This is a genomic window from Mesorhizobium sp. LNHC252B00 (genome assembly GCF_000502955.1).
GTDB lineage: Bacteria > Pseudomonadota > Alphaproteobacteria > Rhizobiales > Rhizobiaceae > Mesorhizobium.
Genome location: NZ_AYWO01000046.1, coordinates 1 through 16322, shown reverse-complemented (window position 1 = coordinate 16322; position 16322 = coordinate 1). Strand labels below are relative to the sequence as shown.

The 16322-nt window shown below is 62.0% G+C and carries 16 protein-coding genes and 1 pseudogene; 14 read left to right on the top strand and 3 right to left on the bottom strand.

Annotated elements, in window-relative coordinates; genetic code table 11:
- Positions 1–20: 20 nt before the first annotated feature.
- Together X744_RS1000000176140 and X744_RS1000000176135 are read left to right on the top strand one after the other, a co-directional pair.
- Positions 21–1682 (top strand): diguanylate cyclase, encoded by a 1662-nt coding sequence (locus X744_RS1000000176140; RefSeq protein WP_023762789.1) that lies wholly within the window; start codon positions 21–23, stop codon positions 1680–1682.
- Positions 1679–1930, top strand: coding sequence for an EAL domain-containing protein (locus tag X744_RS1000000176135; protein ID WP_023762788.1), 252 nt, complete (start codon positions 1679–1681; stop codon positions 1928–1930). Before X744_RS1000000176140 ends, X744_RS1000000176135 begins: the two co-directional genes overlap by 4 nt.
- 94 nt (positions 1931–2024) lie before the next feature.
- Here X744_RS1000000176135 and X744_RS141515 read toward each other — a convergent pair whose 3' ends face one another.
- Positions 2025–2306 carry a DUF2285 domain-containing protein gene (locus tag X744_RS141515; protein WP_084025754.1) on the bottom strand — a complete coding sequence of 94 codons (282 nt, stop codon included), beginning with the start codon at positions 2304–2306 and terminating at the stop codon, positions 2025–2027.
- A 104-nt stretch (positions 2307–2410) separates the two neighbouring features.
- Here X744_RS141515 and X744_RS141520 point away from each other — a divergent pair, with 104 nt between their 5' ends.
- The 9 genes from X744_RS141520 (at position 2411) to rlxS (ending at position 9433) form a co-directional block, all read left to right on the top strand.
- Complete coding sequence (locus X744_RS141520) at positions 2411–2644, top strand: helix-turn-helix transcriptional regulator (RefSeq protein WP_023735803.1); 234 nt, start codon at positions 2411–2413, stop codon at positions 2642–2644.
- 539 nt (positions 2645–3183) lie between these two features.
- Complete coding sequence (locus X744_RS141525; RefSeq protein ID WP_023762786.1) at positions 3184–4146, top strand: zincin-like metallopeptidase domain-containing protein; 963 nt, start codon at positions 3184–3186, stop codon at positions 4144–4146.
- Positions 4143–4337, top strand: a complete 195-nt coding sequence (locus X744_RS0138700) for a hypothetical protein (protein WP_031261320.1) — start codon at positions 4143–4145, stop codon at positions 4335–4337. Before X744_RS141525 ends, X744_RS0138700 begins: the two co-directional genes overlap by 4 nt.
- A 172-nt stretch (positions 4338–4509) precedes the next feature.
- On the top strand, positions 4510–4635 hold the full coding sequence (locus X744_RS1000000176130) for a hypothetical protein (protein WP_280948973.1): 126 nt from the start codon (positions 4510–4512) through the stop codon (positions 4633–4635).
- Between the two features lie 658 nt (positions 4636–5293).
- Entirely contained in the window at positions 5294–5617 is a 324-nt protein-coding gene (locus X744_RS141530) for a DUF736 domain-containing protein (RefSeq protein ID WP_023762782.1), read from the top strand.
- A 169-nt stretch (positions 5618–5786) separates the two neighbouring features.
- Positions 5787–6056, top strand: coding sequence for a helix-turn-helix domain-containing protein (locus tag X744_RS141535; RefSeq protein WP_023735797.1), 270 nt, complete (start codon positions 5787–5789; stop codon positions 6054–6056).
- Positions 6053–6601, top strand: a complete 549-nt coding sequence (gene lepB, locus X744_RS141540) for a signal peptidase I (protein ID WP_023762781.1) — start codon at positions 6053–6055, stop codon at positions 6599–6601. Before X744_RS141535 ends, lepB begins: the two co-directional genes overlap by 4 nt.
- Positions 6589–7275 (top strand): lytic transglycosylase domain-containing protein, encoded by a 687-nt coding sequence (locus tag X744_RS141545; protein ID WP_031261318.1) that lies wholly within the window; start codon positions 6589–6591, stop codon positions 7273–7275. Before lepB ends, X744_RS141545 begins: the two co-directional genes overlap by 13 nt.
- A gap of 187 nt (positions 7276–7462) precedes the next feature.
- Complete coding sequence (gene rlxS, locus X744_RS141550; protein ID WP_023762779.1) at positions 7463–9433, top strand: relaxase/mobilization nuclease RlxS; 1971 nt, start codon at positions 7463–7465, stop codon at positions 9431–9433.
- Positions 9434–10182: 749 nt separating this feature from the next.
- Here the strand turns inward: rlxS and X744_RS141555 are convergent.
- Both X744_RS141555 and X744_RS141560 read right to left on the bottom strand, forming a co-directional pair.
- Positions 10183–11829, bottom strand: a complete 1647-nt coding sequence (locus tag X744_RS141555; protein WP_031203413.1) for an MFS transporter — start codon at positions 11827–11829, stop codon at positions 10183–10185.
- 547 nt (positions 11830–12376) lie between these two features.
- Positions 12377–13522, bottom strand: coding sequence for a PLP-dependent aspartate aminotransferase family protein (locus X744_RS141560; protein ID WP_023740430.1), 1146 nt, complete (start codon positions 13520–13522; stop codon positions 12377–12379).
- An 89-nt stretch (positions 13523–13611) separates the two neighbouring features.
- Here X744_RS141560 and X744_RS141565 point away from each other — a divergent pair, with 89 nt between their 5' ends.
- The 3 genes and pseudogenes from X744_RS141565 to X744_RS01000000170465 all read left to right on the top strand — a co-directional run.
- Complete coding sequence (locus X744_RS141565) at positions 13612–14256, top strand: XRE family transcriptional regulator (protein WP_023762777.1); 645 nt, start codon at positions 13612–13614, stop codon at positions 14254–14256.
- On the top strand, positions 14192–14941 hold the full coding sequence (locus X744_RS141570; RefSeq protein ID WP_348626184.1) for an FMN-binding negative transcriptional regulator: 750 nt from the start codon (positions 14192–14194) through the stop codon (positions 14939–14941). Before X744_RS141565 ends, X744_RS141570 begins: the two co-directional genes overlap by 65 nt.
- An 820-nt stretch (positions 14942–15761) precedes the next feature.
- Positions 15762–16250: pseudogene (locus tag X744_RS01000000170465) on the top strand (IS110 family transposase); the annotation flags it as partial.
- Positions 16251–16322: the final 72 nt, after the last annotated feature.

Below are 16322 nucleotides of genomic sequence, written 5' to 3'. Positions count from 1 at the left end.
GCAAGCAAGCTGGTCCATTCATGGCACCCCTAAAGGAAGAAGAATCGCTGGAGGCCAAAATCCGTCAGGATCAGCTTGCTGACCTGAGGGCCGGGCTCTTCGTGTCGATGCCGATAAGCGCGATCCTGTCAGGCCTGATTTGCGCGGTGCAGGCCCTTTCTGGCGGCGGCTTTGCCGCTGCCAGCTGGTTCCTGGTCGTCAATGCGCTAAATGCCGCCCGGCTTGCACTCGCCCGTTTTCAGCTAAAGGAAACGGGGCGCCATCAGGATTTGCTTGGCGTTTTGCCGCGCCTTCGCATGTTTGGCGTCCTTGCCCTTCTGGCAGGGTTTGCATGGTCCTTCCCGGCCGTGCTGACTGTTGGATACACAACACCACAAGCACCGATGCATCTGGTCATACTGGCGGGCATTTCAGCTGGTGCGGTTACATATGGCAGTTCGTATGCCGCGGCGGCGACCAGCTTCATCACACCTCCACTCCTCATCACGGTGGCGTGCCTTTTGGCGAAAGGCAATTTTGAACGCTACATTCTGGCTTTCACCGTTCTGCTCTTCATGGGCGGCTTGGTCCGAGCTTCGTTTGTTGGGCAGGCGCGCTTCCGCGAAGCAAGCCGCCTGAGACATGAGGCAGAGCGATTTGCGTCGGAAATGGAGCGCAACTCCAGGGAGGACCATCTGACCGCCCTTCTCAACAGGCGGGGCCTTGAACACGCCATCGGTCGGTTCAAGACCGCGGATGGCCCCTTCGTGGCAATGCTGATTGATCTGGACGGCTTCAAATCTGTCAACGACACCTACGGTCACAGGACCGGTGATGAACTGCTTGTCATGATCGCCCGCCGCATAGAGCAGGAAGCACCCGAAGGCTCAACGCTCGCTCGTATCGGCGGCGATGAATTCGTGCTGGTTTTTCCCTCAACGAGAGCTTCGCTTTCTGCCAGTGATCTCGCCTCCAATATCATAGCCAAAATTGCTCGCCCCTATATCGAGGTCGCGTCCGTTCGGGTCGGGGCATCGATAGGGATATACTTGGCGCAGACGCCGAGCCTGACTGAAATGTTGTTGCGGGCGGATATCGCCCTGTATACGGCCAAGCGCCATGGCAGGAACGAATTTTGCCTGTTCGATGCCGAACTCGACAGGGAACTGCAACGTCGCCAGTCGATCGAACGGGATCTTCATTCGGCGATAAAGACGGGAAGATTGCAACCTTGGTTCCAGCCGATCGTGAAACTCGAAACCGAGACCGTGGTCGGTTTTGAAGCCTTGCTGAGATGGTCCCATCCGACGCATGGTGCCATCTCTCCACCCGAAATCATCACGGCCGCACGCGAAACCGGAATGCTTCAGCTGCTGACGCAAACCGTATTCGCCGACTGTTGTGCTTTTATCGACGGCTTGGTGAAAGCTGACTGTCGTGACATTCGTGTGGCGATGAATGTTTCCCCTCGCGAACTGGAAGCCGGCGATATCGACGACATGGTTCTGGAGGGTCTGGCGGCAAGAGGCCTGCCTGCGACGATGTTCGAAATCGAGATTACCGAAGAATCGCCGGTGGACCCGGACAGAGTGGATGAAAAGCTCGGACGGCTTTCACATGCCGGTATTTCCATCGCGCCGATGACTTCGGCACCGGCTTTTCTACCTTGGCATCTCTCAAGGACCGTCGGATACGCAAGGTGAAAATAGACCAGGGCTTCATTCGCGGCTTGGCCAAGTCCCGAGAGGACCGACTGCTTGTCAAATCGGTCATCGAACTCGGTGACATGCTCGGGATCGAGGTCATGGCCGAGGGCGTCGAAACAGAGGCTGATCGGCAAATCCTGCACAAGCTTGGCTGCCGAACCGCTCAAGGCTTCCTCTTCTCCAAGGCTGTGCCTTTGATGCAAGCACTGGAAGTGGCAGTCAAACAGCACGCGAACCAGTTGTGACCGCTCCCGCCGCGCCGGCCGTCGCGGCCGTGCGCTGCCGAATTTGGCTACAGAGACTTGCCTGCTCGAAACACGTGGCAGTGGGCGCTGTGCATCAGCCGGCGAACAGTTCCTTGTAGCCGGTCGTCACAATCCAGTTCGCACGGTCGATATGGCTGCGAAGAGCTTTGCGGGCGCGGACCGGGTCAATGGACGGGTCGATGCCGAGAATGCGCTCGGCCATCTCCTTTTCGCTGGCATTGTCGGCGCAGGCATCCAGGATCCGCAGGTAGATTGTGAAATGCTCCCTGTCGTAGCTCGTGAGGTTCTCCGACCAGGGGACTTCATCGCTCAAAGTTGAGCTTCGAGTCTCATCTGTTCCCATTGGTCCATTCATGCCTGCGAACCTCGCCTGTGAGCGCACGCAGTATATCCCAAAATGGGATAATCCGAAACCGGGATTAGTCGCTGATCCGGTCTTTACCCGACCGGTTCGCCTCCATGCCCAAATCCCTTCGATCGCCCCGCCACCAGCGGTTTCTGGCCCAGCTGGTTTCGCTGCGCAAGGCCAAAGGCCTGACCCAGGAGCAGCTGGCTGACAAGCTTGGTCGTCCCCAATCCTTCGTGGCCAAGTACGAGGGCGCAGAGCGGCGTCTCGACGTCATCGAGTTTCTCGACATAACTGCGGCCATTGACGCTGATCCGTGCGAGATTCTGTCCAGCCTCCGGTCCTAGCGGGGCGCGCCGCATCTATCATGATCCGGACAGGAATATTGTCTAGGACAATGCCTCAATTTGTTGAAAGGCGAGCGCTGGTTTTCGGAGGAAGCCGCGCGCACGGCGCCGATGCCGTCGGGTTTCTCGACGTAACTGCGCCGCCTGACCATGTGCGAAAAAACTTGGCGCGCGCCCGCGCGCCTGACGACGCGCACCAGGTGCTCGTGAACCGAGCCCGCTTTTCTTCGGCAAGCTCAGGCGGTCTCGGCCATTCGGCTTCGCCCCTTGGCGTGGGCAGCCCTTCGGGCTGTGACGGCCGCCGCCCTTGCGGGCGGCGCGGTTTGTCTGTTGGCCTTTCCCGGTGGCGCGGGGCGGGCGGCACTCCCTTCTAGACCCGCTGCGGCAGCCCGCAACCCTTCGCGTGCCGCTCAGGGTCCTCCTCTTCGTTACGGTCCTTCGGATGCGTTCCGCCTACTGGGCGGGCCCTTCCGGTCGCGACTCGCCGCCCACCCCGCTTCCGGGGAAAGGCGCGGCGATTGGTGAGCGGAGGATAACACATGCGTGCAAACAGCAAGCGTACCACCAGCGGAGAGGCTGGCGCAGGCAAGGGCTGGCGCCCGGGCGCCAGCCTCTATCAGGAGATCACCGACCGCATCATTGCCGAGCTGGAGCGCGGTACCGTGCCATGGGTCAAGCCATGGGGCAGCGCAAAAGCAGGCCTCGGCCTGCCGAGGAATGCGTCCACGGGGCGCAGCTATTCCGGCATCAATATCCTCATCCTGTGGGGCGCCGTCATCGAGCGCAGCTATCCCAGCCAGAATTGGCTGACCTTCCGGCAGGCGCTTGCCCTGGGCGGCAATGTCAGGAAAGGCGAGCGCGGCACGACCATCGTGCATGCCGACCGCTTTGTCCCCAAGGACGAGAAGGAGCGCGCACGCCACGAGGGCGATGCACCACAGGCCGTGCCTTTTCTGAAGCGCTTTACCGTCTTCAATGTCGCGCAGTGCGACAATCTTCCGGAACACCTCCATGCCCCCGCCGAGCCGCTGCCTCAGTGCGAGATCGTGCCGCAGGCCGAAACGCTGATTCGCGCCAGTGGTGCGGATTTCAGGGTCGGCGGCGATCGCGCTTTCTACATGCCGGGCAGCGACCACATTCAGGTGCCGCCGCAGCCGGCGTTCCATCAGCAGATCGACTATTACCGGACCTGCTTTCACGAGCTTGGCCACTGGACCGGCCACCCGACGCGGCTTGCTCGCGACCTCTCCGGCTCGTTCGGCTCCAAGGCTTACGCGCGTGAAGAATTGGTCGCCGAAATCACTGCCGCCTTCGTCTGCAGCAATCTCGGCATCGAGCCGACCGTGCGTCACGCCGATTACATCGGCTCATGGCTGAAGGTGCTGCGCGGGGACAACCGCGCCATTTTCCGTGCCGCCAGCCTCGCCTCGAAGGCCGCCGATTTCCTGCTTGGCCTTCAGGCCGATGCGGAAGGCGAGGCGCAAGAAGGGACTGCGGCATGACGATGCCCGATGCTCAACTGGCCACGACCGAGCCGACGCCGGATAGCGAGGAGATGCCCATTCCCGACGGCGCCCGGGACTCACCCGCCCCGATGCAGAACTATGCCGATCTGCATCGCCAAGGTGCGCCCCGGGTCGCAGCGCGCAGCCAACGAGACAGTGACTGTCAGCCTTGCCGGCTGCAAGGCTGACGCCGCATTCGGCAAATGCGGCACAAGCTGTTGGCCTGCCCGGTGGTGGCCAGCGGCAATCGCGACCCCTTGCTGCCGCCGGCATGTTCGCGCGCAAGGTGGGCGCTTGGCGACGACAATTCGTGCGCGTCGTCGGCATATGGCGGCAACCGGACAATGGCGTTTCGATCGCTTGCGCGACAAGGAAATCGCCGATTCGATGCTCGCCGAAATCGGCGGCAAGCATGGCGCGGACAGCAGTTTCGCCTGGAAGGTCCGCGGCTTCCTGGTGGCGAGAATGGCCGCCGCCTCAAGTTGAGGCCTGGCTGCCGCGCTGGGTGAAATTCCCGGCCGAAAGCTACACCAGCCGCGAGGCCTTCCTATTCGCCGATCTGTGCGCAAGGAAGCAGTCGCTGTTCGTGCGCGAATAGTCGATCAGGGCCCGAGCGGCGTTTTCTCGAGTACTGCCGCTAAGGACGCGCGCGCCGCTCCGGGCCGCGCCGGCTCCGATTGATCGTCTTGCCGAGCCAGTGCCGCGTGCGATAAATTCCAACGCCAATTCGCCCCCATTTCGGCAGCCCCGCACCGCCCCGGATTGCTTGCTGAGGCGCCAGGCGCATGGGGCCAATTGTACATCCGATTGCCGAGAGAGCCTGCGCCGCCGGCCCCCTGCATAGTGCCGCCTGCTTATTGTGCCCGCGATCGCGCAACCTGTCTCCATTGTGTCTCAGGGACCATTCCCCTGCGCCTGGCTTGACGACCTATGGGCGGATCCGGCCGGCCCGAAACCCTCGCCGGCAGCTTTTTTCCCCGCCGCCTGCGGCGGCTTCCTCGCGCCGCTTCGCTTCCAAAAAAGCTCCCCGCTCGGGTCCTCCGCTATCGCTGCGGCCGTGCCGGTTCCGGCGGTCCGGACGCGCCCATCACGGTCCGCCATCGCAGGGGAATGGTCCCCTGCGAGCACCAAGAGGAGACTGAAAATGACCGCAATCGGATACGTCACCAAACAGGAAAACGGCGGCTACAAGGGCCAGCTCAAGACGCTCAGCGTCCGCGCCGACATCGACATCGTGCCCAATCAGGCAAAGAGCGCCGACACCCATCCCGACTTCCGGGTGCTGACGCAAGGGGTCGAAGTGGGTGCGGCCTGGATCCGCACCGGCGAGACCTCCGGCAAGGACTATGTGAGCCTGTCGATTGCGGCCCCCGAGTTTGGCCCGCGCAAGCTCTACGCGAATCTGGGCCGCGCCGCCGGCCAGGATGACGACGACACTTACGCCATCATCTGGAACCCGGTCGACTGACCGGCCGACCCGCAAAGCCCTGCGCCGCCCACCGGCGCAGGGCCTCTCTCAGGACCCGTGAGGCCGCCGAAGGGGCGGCGAAAACTCGCCCCCCACTCTTCGCCCGTCCCCAAAACGATCTCGCTCGCCGATCCTCGCCTCGCTTGCCCGTAACGAACCGAGGATCATCATGGACGACGAAAACGAACGCGCAGCCCGCGCCAAGAAGGGCAGTCCGTTTCTCAACACCGCGCAGGCGGCCTTCTATATCGGGCTGTCCCAGCGCACGCTGGAGAAGATGCGCCTCAAAGGCGGTGGCCCACAATTCCGCAAGCACGGCCGCTATGTCCGCTATCACATCGACGAACTCGACGACTGGTCGAAGGGGCACGCGCAGGAGACCGCGCCCGAGGATGGCGCGCACGAATCCGGCTCGGCCGGTGAGGGAGGCCGCTCATGAGCCGGCGTCCCACCATCCGTCTGATCGGCAGCCATCTGCGGCGCATTCGAGCCCGCAAGACGATCGTCGTTGCCACAATCGGCCTTGGCCTGATCGGCTTCGCCGCCTTCGGCAAACCATCGCCCTGGCTGGTCTGGAACGCCTCGGCGAGTGCGCCGGTCGGCCTCTATCGCGTCGCATCCAGATCGCCCGCTCGTGGTGATCTCGTACTCGTCCGCCCACCAAGACCGGTCGCCGATCTCGCCGCCGAACGCTTCTATCTGCCCAGCAACGTGCCGCTGGTCAAGCGCCTTGCGGCGCTGCCCGGCGAGCATGTCTGCACCTTCGGCGACGCCATCATCATCGGCGGCGAGATAGCCGCGCGCCGGCTTGCAACCGACACGCAGCACCGTCCGCTGCCTTGGTGGAATGCATGCCGAAAACTCGCCGCCGACGAGGTTTTCCTGCTCGGCAGCGATAAAGATCGCTCGTTCGACAGCCGCTATTTCGGGCCGGTGCCGACCGAAAACATCATCGGGAGGCTCGTGCCGCTATGGACCGAGTGACCCTCCTTATGCTGAGCATGGCGTGTCTCGCACCATGCTCCTGTTCCGCCGCGACCAACACGAAGCCGGTCGTCATCTCCCAGAGTCCGCAGCTTGCAAGATGGCAGCCCTTCGTAGCCGAAGCAAGCCGGCGTTTCAGCATTCCACAGACCTGGATTTATGCCGTCATGGATGCCGAAAGCCGGGGGCAGACGACGCTCAATGGGCGGCCGGTCACGTCGAGCGCCGGCGCCATTGGCCTCATGCAGGTGATGCCAGCCACCTACGAGGAGTTGCGCGCAGAGCTTGGCCTCGGAGCCGCCCCGCACGACCCTCGCGACAACATTCTGGCAGGCACTGCCTATCTGCGCGCCATGTATGACCGCTTCGGATTTCCAGGCCTGTTTGCAGCCTATAACGCCGGGCCGGAGCGCTACGAGCAGCATTTGCAGCGCGGGCGACCGCTGCCTAGCGAGACGGTTTCGTATCTGGAAGAGATCAAGGCGGCGGGCATTTCGGCCGCCGATATGGACGCGCTCACCGGCAAATCCCGTTCCAAAAGCGCGCCGGAAATCCCGTCCGGGCAGTCGCTGTTTTTTCTCCGAAACGGTGTTTCCGTGACCGGCCCGAATGGCCAACTCCTGGTGCCGCTCGGATCGGAGCGAGCAAGGTCAGGCCGGCCGGATCGCAGGTGAGGGCAGCGGCTACCGTGGTTCGGGCGGGGGCCAGGGGGGCAGGTGCGCGGAAGGCAAGATAAAGGCAGCGCCTCCTGGAGGCCGCGAAGTCTTTGTCTGCACATCGTTTTCCCAGGAGGTTGCCTCCGGGTCCAGGAGGGTCTGGCGGGCAAGCCTCTGATTTCGCTGCTGGTTCATCGGAGGCCGCATGCAGGATGACGAATTCACGCCGAAGCTCGGCAAAATTGGCTGGCGCGGCTCGAAGGCGGGCAAACGCTACGCTGGCCAGGTGCAGGCCGCGGTCAACCGAGCAGGCGGCAGGAGCGGACGCGGCAGCCGCTTCATCGGAAGCCGGGTGGGGCGCGGCGGGTCTGCTGCCACAGTTCTTAGAGCGCGCGACCGCCACGCGGCGTTTCGGCAGCGGCGCGCAGTCGTCAAGGCACGCATCGTCAAGCTGGCCGGCAAGGGAGTCGACGGGGCTCGTGCGCACCTCCGCTACCTCCAGCGTGACGGCGTCACCCGGGAAGGCGAGCGTGGCGAGCTCTACGCTGCCGACAATGAGCACGCGGACGGCAGGGCCTTTCTCGATCGCTCGAACGGTGACCGTCATCAGTTCCGCTTCATCGTCGCCCCTGAAGACGGAATCGAGTATGATGACCTGAAGCCGCTCACCCGGCGCCTCATGGCGCAAATGGAAGAAGACCTCGGCACCAGGCTAGACTGGGTGGCCGTCGACCATTTCAACACCGGCCATCCTCACACCCACATCATCGTGCGCGGCAGGGACAATCACGGCGAAAACCTCGTCATAGCGCGGGACTACATCTCCTCTGGCTTGCGCGAGCGCGCAGCCGAACTGGTTAGCCTCGACCTTGGCCCGCGCACCGACCGCGAGATCGAGCAGCGCTTGCGCCAGGAGATGGAGCAGGAACGCTTCACCAGCATCGACCGGCAGCTGATGCGCATGCGCGACGATGAGGGGTGTGTCTCACTGGCCAGCCGAGACACCTTTCGCCAGACGCTGCACCAGGGCCGCCTGCGCAAGCTCGAGCGGATGGGCCTCGCCGAGGAGATGCCTGCCGGTCGCTGGCGCTTGGAGGATGAACTCGAAGCCACGCTACGCCGCATCGGCGCGCGCGGCGACATCGTCAAGACCATCCATCGCGAGCTGACCGGCAAGGGGCTCGTCCGCAGTGCCGCCGACCATCTTATCCACGATCGATCCGACGGGTCGGCTCAAACCGTGGTCGGACGTGTCGTCGGGCGCGGGCTGGCCGACGAAATCACTGACCGCCATTACCTCGTCGTCGACGGCGTGGACGGCAAAAGCCACTATTTTGATATCGGCAAAGGCGAGGCCACCCAACCGACACCAGAGGGCTGCATAGTGCGGGTCAGGCCGAGGGACACCGGGCCAAGAAAAGTCGACCGCACAATTGCCGGCATCGCCACGGTCAACGACGGGCGCTACAGCATCGATATCCATCTCAAGCATGACCCCTCGGCCACTGAACGCTTTGCCGAAACGCACGTGCGGCGACTGGAGGCGATCCGCCGTGCGACCGGTGGCGTCGAGCGCGAGCCGGACGGCACATGGACAGTCGCGCCCGACCATCTCAACCGCGTCGCGGATTACGAGCGTCAGCGAGCGAGGGCCCAGCCTGTTGTCGTTAACAAGCTCTCATCAATGCCGCTGGAGAGCCAAGTAGGCTTCGACGGCGCCACCTGGATCGACCAGGAGCTGGTATCAGCCCACCCTGAGTCCTTGCGCGACTCTGGCTTCGGTCGCGAAGTACGTCAGGTCCAGGCCCGCCGACAGCAGTGGCTGATCGCGCAAGGTCTTGCCCATGATGCGCAGGATCGGGTCATCTATCGCGCCAACATGCTTTCAATGCTGCGCCAACGAGAGCTGAACCGTGTTGCCAGTCAGCTCTCGGACGAACTCGGGCTCTCGTATTCTGAAGCACAGCATGGCAATCGAATAGACGGTACGCTGCGCTGCTGCGTCGAGCTCGCCGGCGGAAAATACGGTGTCATCGAGAAATCGCGCGAGTTCACGCTGGTGCCTTGGCGGCCGGTGCTTGAGCATCATATCGGCAAGGAGGTGTCTGGCATGGTGCGCGCCGAGGGGATTTCCTGGACGATCGGACGCCAGAGGAGCGGGCCCGGCGTTTCGTGAACTGGCTACAATTTATTCGTCCGCGTTGAAAGAGGTACTCAGCCCAGACGGAGTTCCTCCGCCTGCTGCTCGCTCGCAGCATTCATTTGGCGGAGAGTCAGTGTTCTGCATTTTGTAGTTCGCTCTGTCAAAAAGCGCTGGGAACATGCATCATGTTCTGCGTTGACACGGAAGGCGCGCCGACAGGTGCTGCGGATCGGCTCCCGATGGCTGCCAGCTAGAAAGGTGGGCTGACTCGTGACAGCGCAAGGGGCTATGGCGGCCGCGATACGGCGACGCGAGCTCTGGCATCGAGGATGAAGCCGCACTTCCCGATCTTATTCTACTCGCAGGACCGGCAGACGCGGCCGTCGCCCCTGGGGGCAACCATGCGGTTGGCCCTGGCGTGAACTGGCAGTCCGTCCCGGGGGGACTTTGTAACGGAGAAAACTAGGCGGAAAGAGGCGCGCGGCCCGTCTCCCCAGCAACCCGCCTTGCGGATTCCTCCTCTGCCCGCTTCGCAGACGGGGATACCCTCCGCCCCCTTGCTATTCGTTGCCCGCCGCTATGCAAAGGACAGGCGACCTGAATCCGTGCTCAAGCCGATCTGGCGGCAGAGGGGGGTGTCGGGCTGAACATGGGACCCGTGATGGACATAATTGCCACGCGAATCCTCATGCTCGCCTAACCGGCCGGAACGATTTCCGGGCAGGCTCAACAAATTAAGGAGTAGCTCGTCCTTGTCCAAGCCCAGACAAGTCTTGGTTTTCTCACGGGCGCGATACAAAAGGCACAGGCTGGACTTGGCTGCCGGGGGCGGGGCTTGTCGACCGCTCGATTGAAAGTGAGATGCGAGGCGGAGAATCACCCATGTGCAGAGCGGCAAGGCGCTCGCCTATGTCCCTGTCATTCACCGTTAGCCGATGGTTTAGACGAAGATAGTCCGTCCAGGTCGGCGTGCGGAATGTCTCGGTCCAAAGCGTCGACTTCTGAAGGTCGCGCTGGAGGGTCCAGTCCCGCGCACCGGCGCGGCTCTGAACGCGCCGCCTTTCGCGCATGCAGCTCAGAAATTCATCGATACTCTCCTCGAGTATCGAGTACTCCACCTTGATCACGATGGGACCGCTCCTGGGCTTCAAAGGGAGGGCCAGTTCTGGTGGCCTGAAGTCGACGGCCGCTTGATCCGATTCCTCCCATAGCCGCACCGGCAATAGCTTTCCCACAGCCGCGACCAGCAACAGTGCCGCTGCAGCACCTTCCAAAGCCCACGTCAGCGAATAGTACTGCGCGACAGCACCCCAGATCCAGCTACCCGCTGCCATGCCGCCGTAGGTCAGGGCGTAATAGATGGACAGGGTGCGACCAACGACCCACCTTGGGCTTGCCAACTGCACACACACGTCGGTTCCGGTCCAGGTGACAACCCAGCCAGCGCCACCGATTGCAAGCGCGATCGCCGCCACAGCTACCGACGATGTGAGGGCCATCAAAAGGCAGCACGTTGCGCAAGCAACGGATGCGAGCGTGATCAATCGGTTCTGGGACGTGATGCGTCTCAAGTAGCTGCTGCCAATGCCGGCGATGAAGGCGCCTGTGCCGAAGCCGGCCAATAGCACGCCGTACACAATTGGCCCTCCCGCCAGCTGGTCGCGAACCAGGAGGGGGAGCAGAGCAAGGATCGAGATGCTTGACAGCCCGAACAGGGTTGCACGCACAATCGCCACTCTGATCTCTGAGGATATTGCCGTGAATCGCATGCCATCATGAATGGCCGTAGTCATCCGCTCGCGCGGAAGAGGCGAAGAGCGAACTTGCCACTGTGAGCGCAGAACAGCGCTCAACGGGACCAGGTCACTTAGCGCAGCGAGGGCGAAAGCCGTAAGGGGGCCCAGCAAAGCTAAGATTACACCGCCCAGCGCCGGTCCTATGCTCCGAACCACGTTGTACCCCACCGACATCAGCGTCACTGCAGCGGGTATGTCGCGCTTTTCCAGGATATCGCCGACCGAGGCGTGCCAGGCTGGATCGTTCAAGGCAAAGCCGCATCCGGCCAAGAAACTCAGTCCCAGGATCAGCCATGGACTAGCAAAGCCCAGTCCCACAGAGAGTGCCAGCGCCGTGGATGCCAGTGCGATCAGGCAGTGTCCGGCAAGCATCACGCCGCGGCGGCTGAAGCTGTCTGCAATGGCTCCAGCAAGGATCGACAAGAAGAACGCGGGCAGTGTCGATGCAGCCTGTACGAGCGCAACCATCAGATCGGAGGCTGAAATCGTGGCCATGAGCCAGCTTATAGCCACGCTCTGCACCAGCCAGCCAAGGCTGGATATCTGCGTGGCTGTCCAGATAGAACGAAAGACCGGGTTGTGAAGAGGGATCAGTGTGTTTGCCGCAAAGCGCGGAGGATCTTGACGCCGCATCACTTCTCACCTCCACTGGGTGTCGTTCTTCCGCTCATTTTGCTTACAGCGGTGCGCTCTCTGCACAGACTGCGTCACAACGAAGTTCCGAGATCGCGCTCGCAACAAGGACAATGTCGCATCCACGGTGCTGATGCGCGTTGAGGTACCAACCTGGCCGTTAGCTGATGGGTCCCGCAGCCCGCTTGGTGCGGTCAGTTCTGCCCTGCGACTCTTGGCTTTGGACGGTGCTAGCGCCCCGATGGCCGGCTTGTCAAACTGCCGTAGTGCCAGCACATCCATCCCATCTGTTGACCGCGATCTCCGACGAGGTCGAGCAGCAGTAGGTCAACGGCAAATCTGGGTATTTCCGCTTCCGGTCGAGCGCGTGGCCATCGTCCAGAAACCCGAAGACGTTCATCACCCATGCGACCACACGCCCGAGACGATGCGACACGGCGATAGCGGTTCACCAGAGGACGTGCGTTCTACTCAGCAGGAACATTGTTCTGCCGATCGTCGGCTGCGCCAGCCGCCACATAAAGCGGCGCCAGAGTTCTTGCACCCGTCATTGGACTCCCGCTTTGCAGGTTTCGCCTAGGGCCTGCATCAGGTCATCGATAATGTCCTGAGGATGTTCAAGCCCTACAGAAATTCGCAGCAATCCGCCTGGCGCTTTGGACTTCGCACCTTCAACGGATGCGCGATGCTCAATCAGAGAATGCGTCCCGCCAAGGCTTGTCGCCCGGACAACAATCTTCAGGCGGCCGGCCACGGCCATTGCAGCATCGGCTCCGCCCTCGACGATAAAGGATAGCATCGCTCCGTAATGGCTCATTTGCCGCGTAGCGAGATCGTGTCCCGGATCAGTTTGCAGACCAGGAAAGAGCACTTTTTCGACGCGCGGATGAGACGCCAGGGCCTCGGCCACTTTCTGGGCGCCTTCGCAATGGGCGCGCATGCGGACCGGCAATGTCTGCAGACCCCGCAACGCCAGCCAACAGTCGAAGGGCGCTGCGACGCTGCCCTTGTGTTTCTGGACCATCCGCAATGGGCGACCGAGGGGTGACGCGTTTGGGACAATGACGACACCGGCCATCAAATCCGAGTGGCCGCCAATGTACTTTGTCGCCGAGTGCATCACCGCGTCTGCCCCGATTTCGAGTGGCAGTTGAAGCACTGGGGTGGCCCACGTATTGTCCACCACCGCCAAGGCGTTTGCCTCGTGCGCGATTGCGCAGATGGCCGCAATGTCGACAACGCGGATCATCGGGTTTGACGGCGTCTCGATCCAGACGAGGCCAGTCCGCTTCGATGTCACCGCGGCGCGCAAAGCGTCCAAATCGCGCATGTCGACTGGGGCAAAGTCGAAGCGAGACCCAATGTCGGTCTCTTCGATCAGCGAACGAATGCCGAAATACATGTCATCCGGCAGAACGATCCGACCCGCCGACGGATGGCTCTCGAAAACTGCAGCGATTGCGGCCATGCCCGAAGCGAAGGCGATGCCGTCTTCCCCTCCCTCAAGCGTCGCCATGGCCGCCTCGAACGCATTGCGTGTAGGATTTCCATCCCTTGTGTATTCGAAGCCGGACGGAAATGACCCGTTGACACCGCGTTCGAACGTCGTGCTGGTGTGCAGCGGCATGGATACGGCCCCCGTGGACGCGTCGACCCCTCGGCCGCAGTGGATCGCCTTCGTCTCAAAACGCATCGGTTATTTCCTTCCTAACGGGCAGTTGCAATTTCGCCCCGGTCATTATACTGACCGCAATAGGTGAGCCGAGGTCCTAAGTCAATATAATGACCGATGTTACGACAGCCTTTGATGCCGAGCAGGTCCTTGGGCAAGTGATAGCGGCCCGGATCCGAGACTTGAGGCGTGACCAAAACCTGACCCTGGATCGCCTGGCTAAACTAAGTGGCCTGTCAAAGGGAACCGTGGTCGCGCTGGAGCAGGGTAGGGCGAACCCCAGTATCGGCATACTGTGTCGGCTGGCGGCGGCGTTTTCGCTCTCGGTGGCCGATTTGCTGAATGACGATCCTTCCACAGTTCGCCTCCCTATTGAGCGGACAGAGACCAGGAGGCTTTGGACGAGCGCCAAGGGAAGCTCTGCGCAACTGCATTCGTCGACCTCGGGACGCACGATGTTCGAACTGTGGAGCTGGGTCATGATGCCGGGCGACGTGTTTTCCGCAGATGCTCATAGTCCGGATACGCGCGAGCTGATCTCGGTCAGTCAGGGTGCCCTGAGCGTTGTGGTAGGTACCCATGTGGTAATTTTGAGCCAGGGCGAGAGTGCGCGGCTTGTCACTGATCAACCGCACGCATACGCGGCGGCATCTGATGTGCCCGCCCATTTCTCGATGGCGGTTCTTGAGCGTGGTGGACACCGAGATCCGGGGCGCTCGTCGACGGCAGCGAAGATTCAGGAGCCCGTTCCGTAAGGCTCCGCCGATTACTAGCAACCGCACATTCGCGACAAAAGATAAACCGTTGTACGTTCCGCCTCATTTTGCCGTCCCTGATCAGAACGCCCTGTTCGAGCTTATCGACAAACACCCGCTCGGTATCCTCGTCACCCAAAGCAAAGGCACACTGGACGCGAAGCACCTCCCCTTCGAGCTTGACCGCTCGAAGGGAGACAAGGGCGTTCTCAATTGCCATGTCGCTCGCAAGAACCCAGTCTGGGAGGAAGTCGCCAATGGCGATGAGGTTCTCGTAATCTTCCGTGCGGCCGACGCTTACATCTCGCCGAACTGGTATCCGAGCAAGCATGAATTCCACAAGCAGGTGCCGACGTGGAACTATCTCGTCGTCCATGCCCACGGACGCATCACTGTCCGGGATGATGAGCGGTATGTGCGCCGCAACGTGGCGAAGCTCACTCACAAGCAAGAAACCTCGCAGCCGGTCCCATGGAAGATGGGCGACGCGCCGAAGGACTTCATCGACACGATGGTCAAGGCAATCGTCGCTCTGGAGATCGAGATCACCGGCCTGGTTGGAAAATCAAAACTCAGCCAGAACAAAGACTTGCGCGACATTCAGAACCCTGGTGAAATGCTGCGTGCCCAAGGGGCCATTGCGATGGGAGAAGCGATGCTCGCGGCTGCGACGGCCAAACAATAGCATGTGTCTTGTCCCGACAAAGCCGCTGGTGCCGGCTTCCCGACGGGTCACCTAGCCCGCCTTGACGCACGGCAATAGCTTTTGACGGCCTGAAGCGACGCTGTGGTCACCGTTGTGGTACTTTCCACGCGCCTGGTCAGGCGGCAGGATTGCTCCGTAGTGGCCGACGGGTTCGTTTCAGTCGCCTGCGCCCCGTTGTATGTCGGCGACCACCCGCTACCGGTCTTGAATGAGGCGCAATCGCACGCGTTTCGAAGCCACGTACCTTGGGCGGCAAGCTCGACCATGCACTCGACGCAGCTCCCAAGTGGCGGCGCCGTCAACGATCTCCTTGAACCTGCGGAACTTGCCTGAAAGCACTTCTCTTACGGGAGATGATTGGCTATGTCGCCGAACCGACTGATGGAGATGGTGGCGGGCGCCGCCGTAGCGATCAGACCCGCCTTGCAGCGCAATGGCTACCCGGGCCCGACCGGGAGATGCGGGCGGGACTGTGGAACTGCGGAGACGGAGCGGATCGGCATGGAGCCGTGACCGCTTGCGATCTGGCTCTGGAACGAGTTAACGAAGCGCGGACTTCCGATCGTGTCAAGCGCCGCCCTCTCGATGATGCCGAACAAATCGGGCCGCCACGAGCGGCGGGCCTTGCTCAGATCGGACGGACCGGATGGTTTAAGCAGGTTCGCACCAAGAGCCACGGCACCTGTGTCGTGCGGGTGCTGCTGTCGGCACGCGACCTTCTCGTCAGCCTAGTAGGCAAAATCGAGAACAGATGCCTGGGCTTCTTAAGGCCTTCGGCGTCATATTCGGCAAGAAGATCGATGCCCAGGTGATCCTACACATGCTCAGGATCCAGGCGACGCAGGTCTACCTTGATCCGCTGCGAGCCGGCATCAACGACGTGCAGGAACTGTCGAAGACACATGAAGCGATCGCCAGGGCCAAGACCGAGATCCAGCACCGCATCCTGACACACTACCTGCCGCTGTATTTCCCGAGATCGATCGCTTCCGGGGGAACAGCCGCAGCGATTGGTTCTTTGCCTTCCTCCATGCCTTTCCGACCCCAGCAAGCATCACGGCGCTGCCGAAGGAGGAGTTTGTGGCAGCAGCTTGGGGTGTCGTCGGCCGCAAAGTCAGCAAGACATTTTCGAGACGGCGCGCCCATCGATCGGATTGCCGCTGCCACTTGATGCGCCTGCCATTCGCTGTTCCGGATGGTCATTGACGAAGCACGCAGCCTGATCCGGCAACGCAATGAGATCGAAGCACAGGCCGACGATCTGCTGCGGCACAGCCAGGATTATCGTACGCATCCGGTGAAGACCGCAGACGTGCGTATCCGGCGGCCATGAGCACCTGAGCACCGCGGTGCTGGGGTC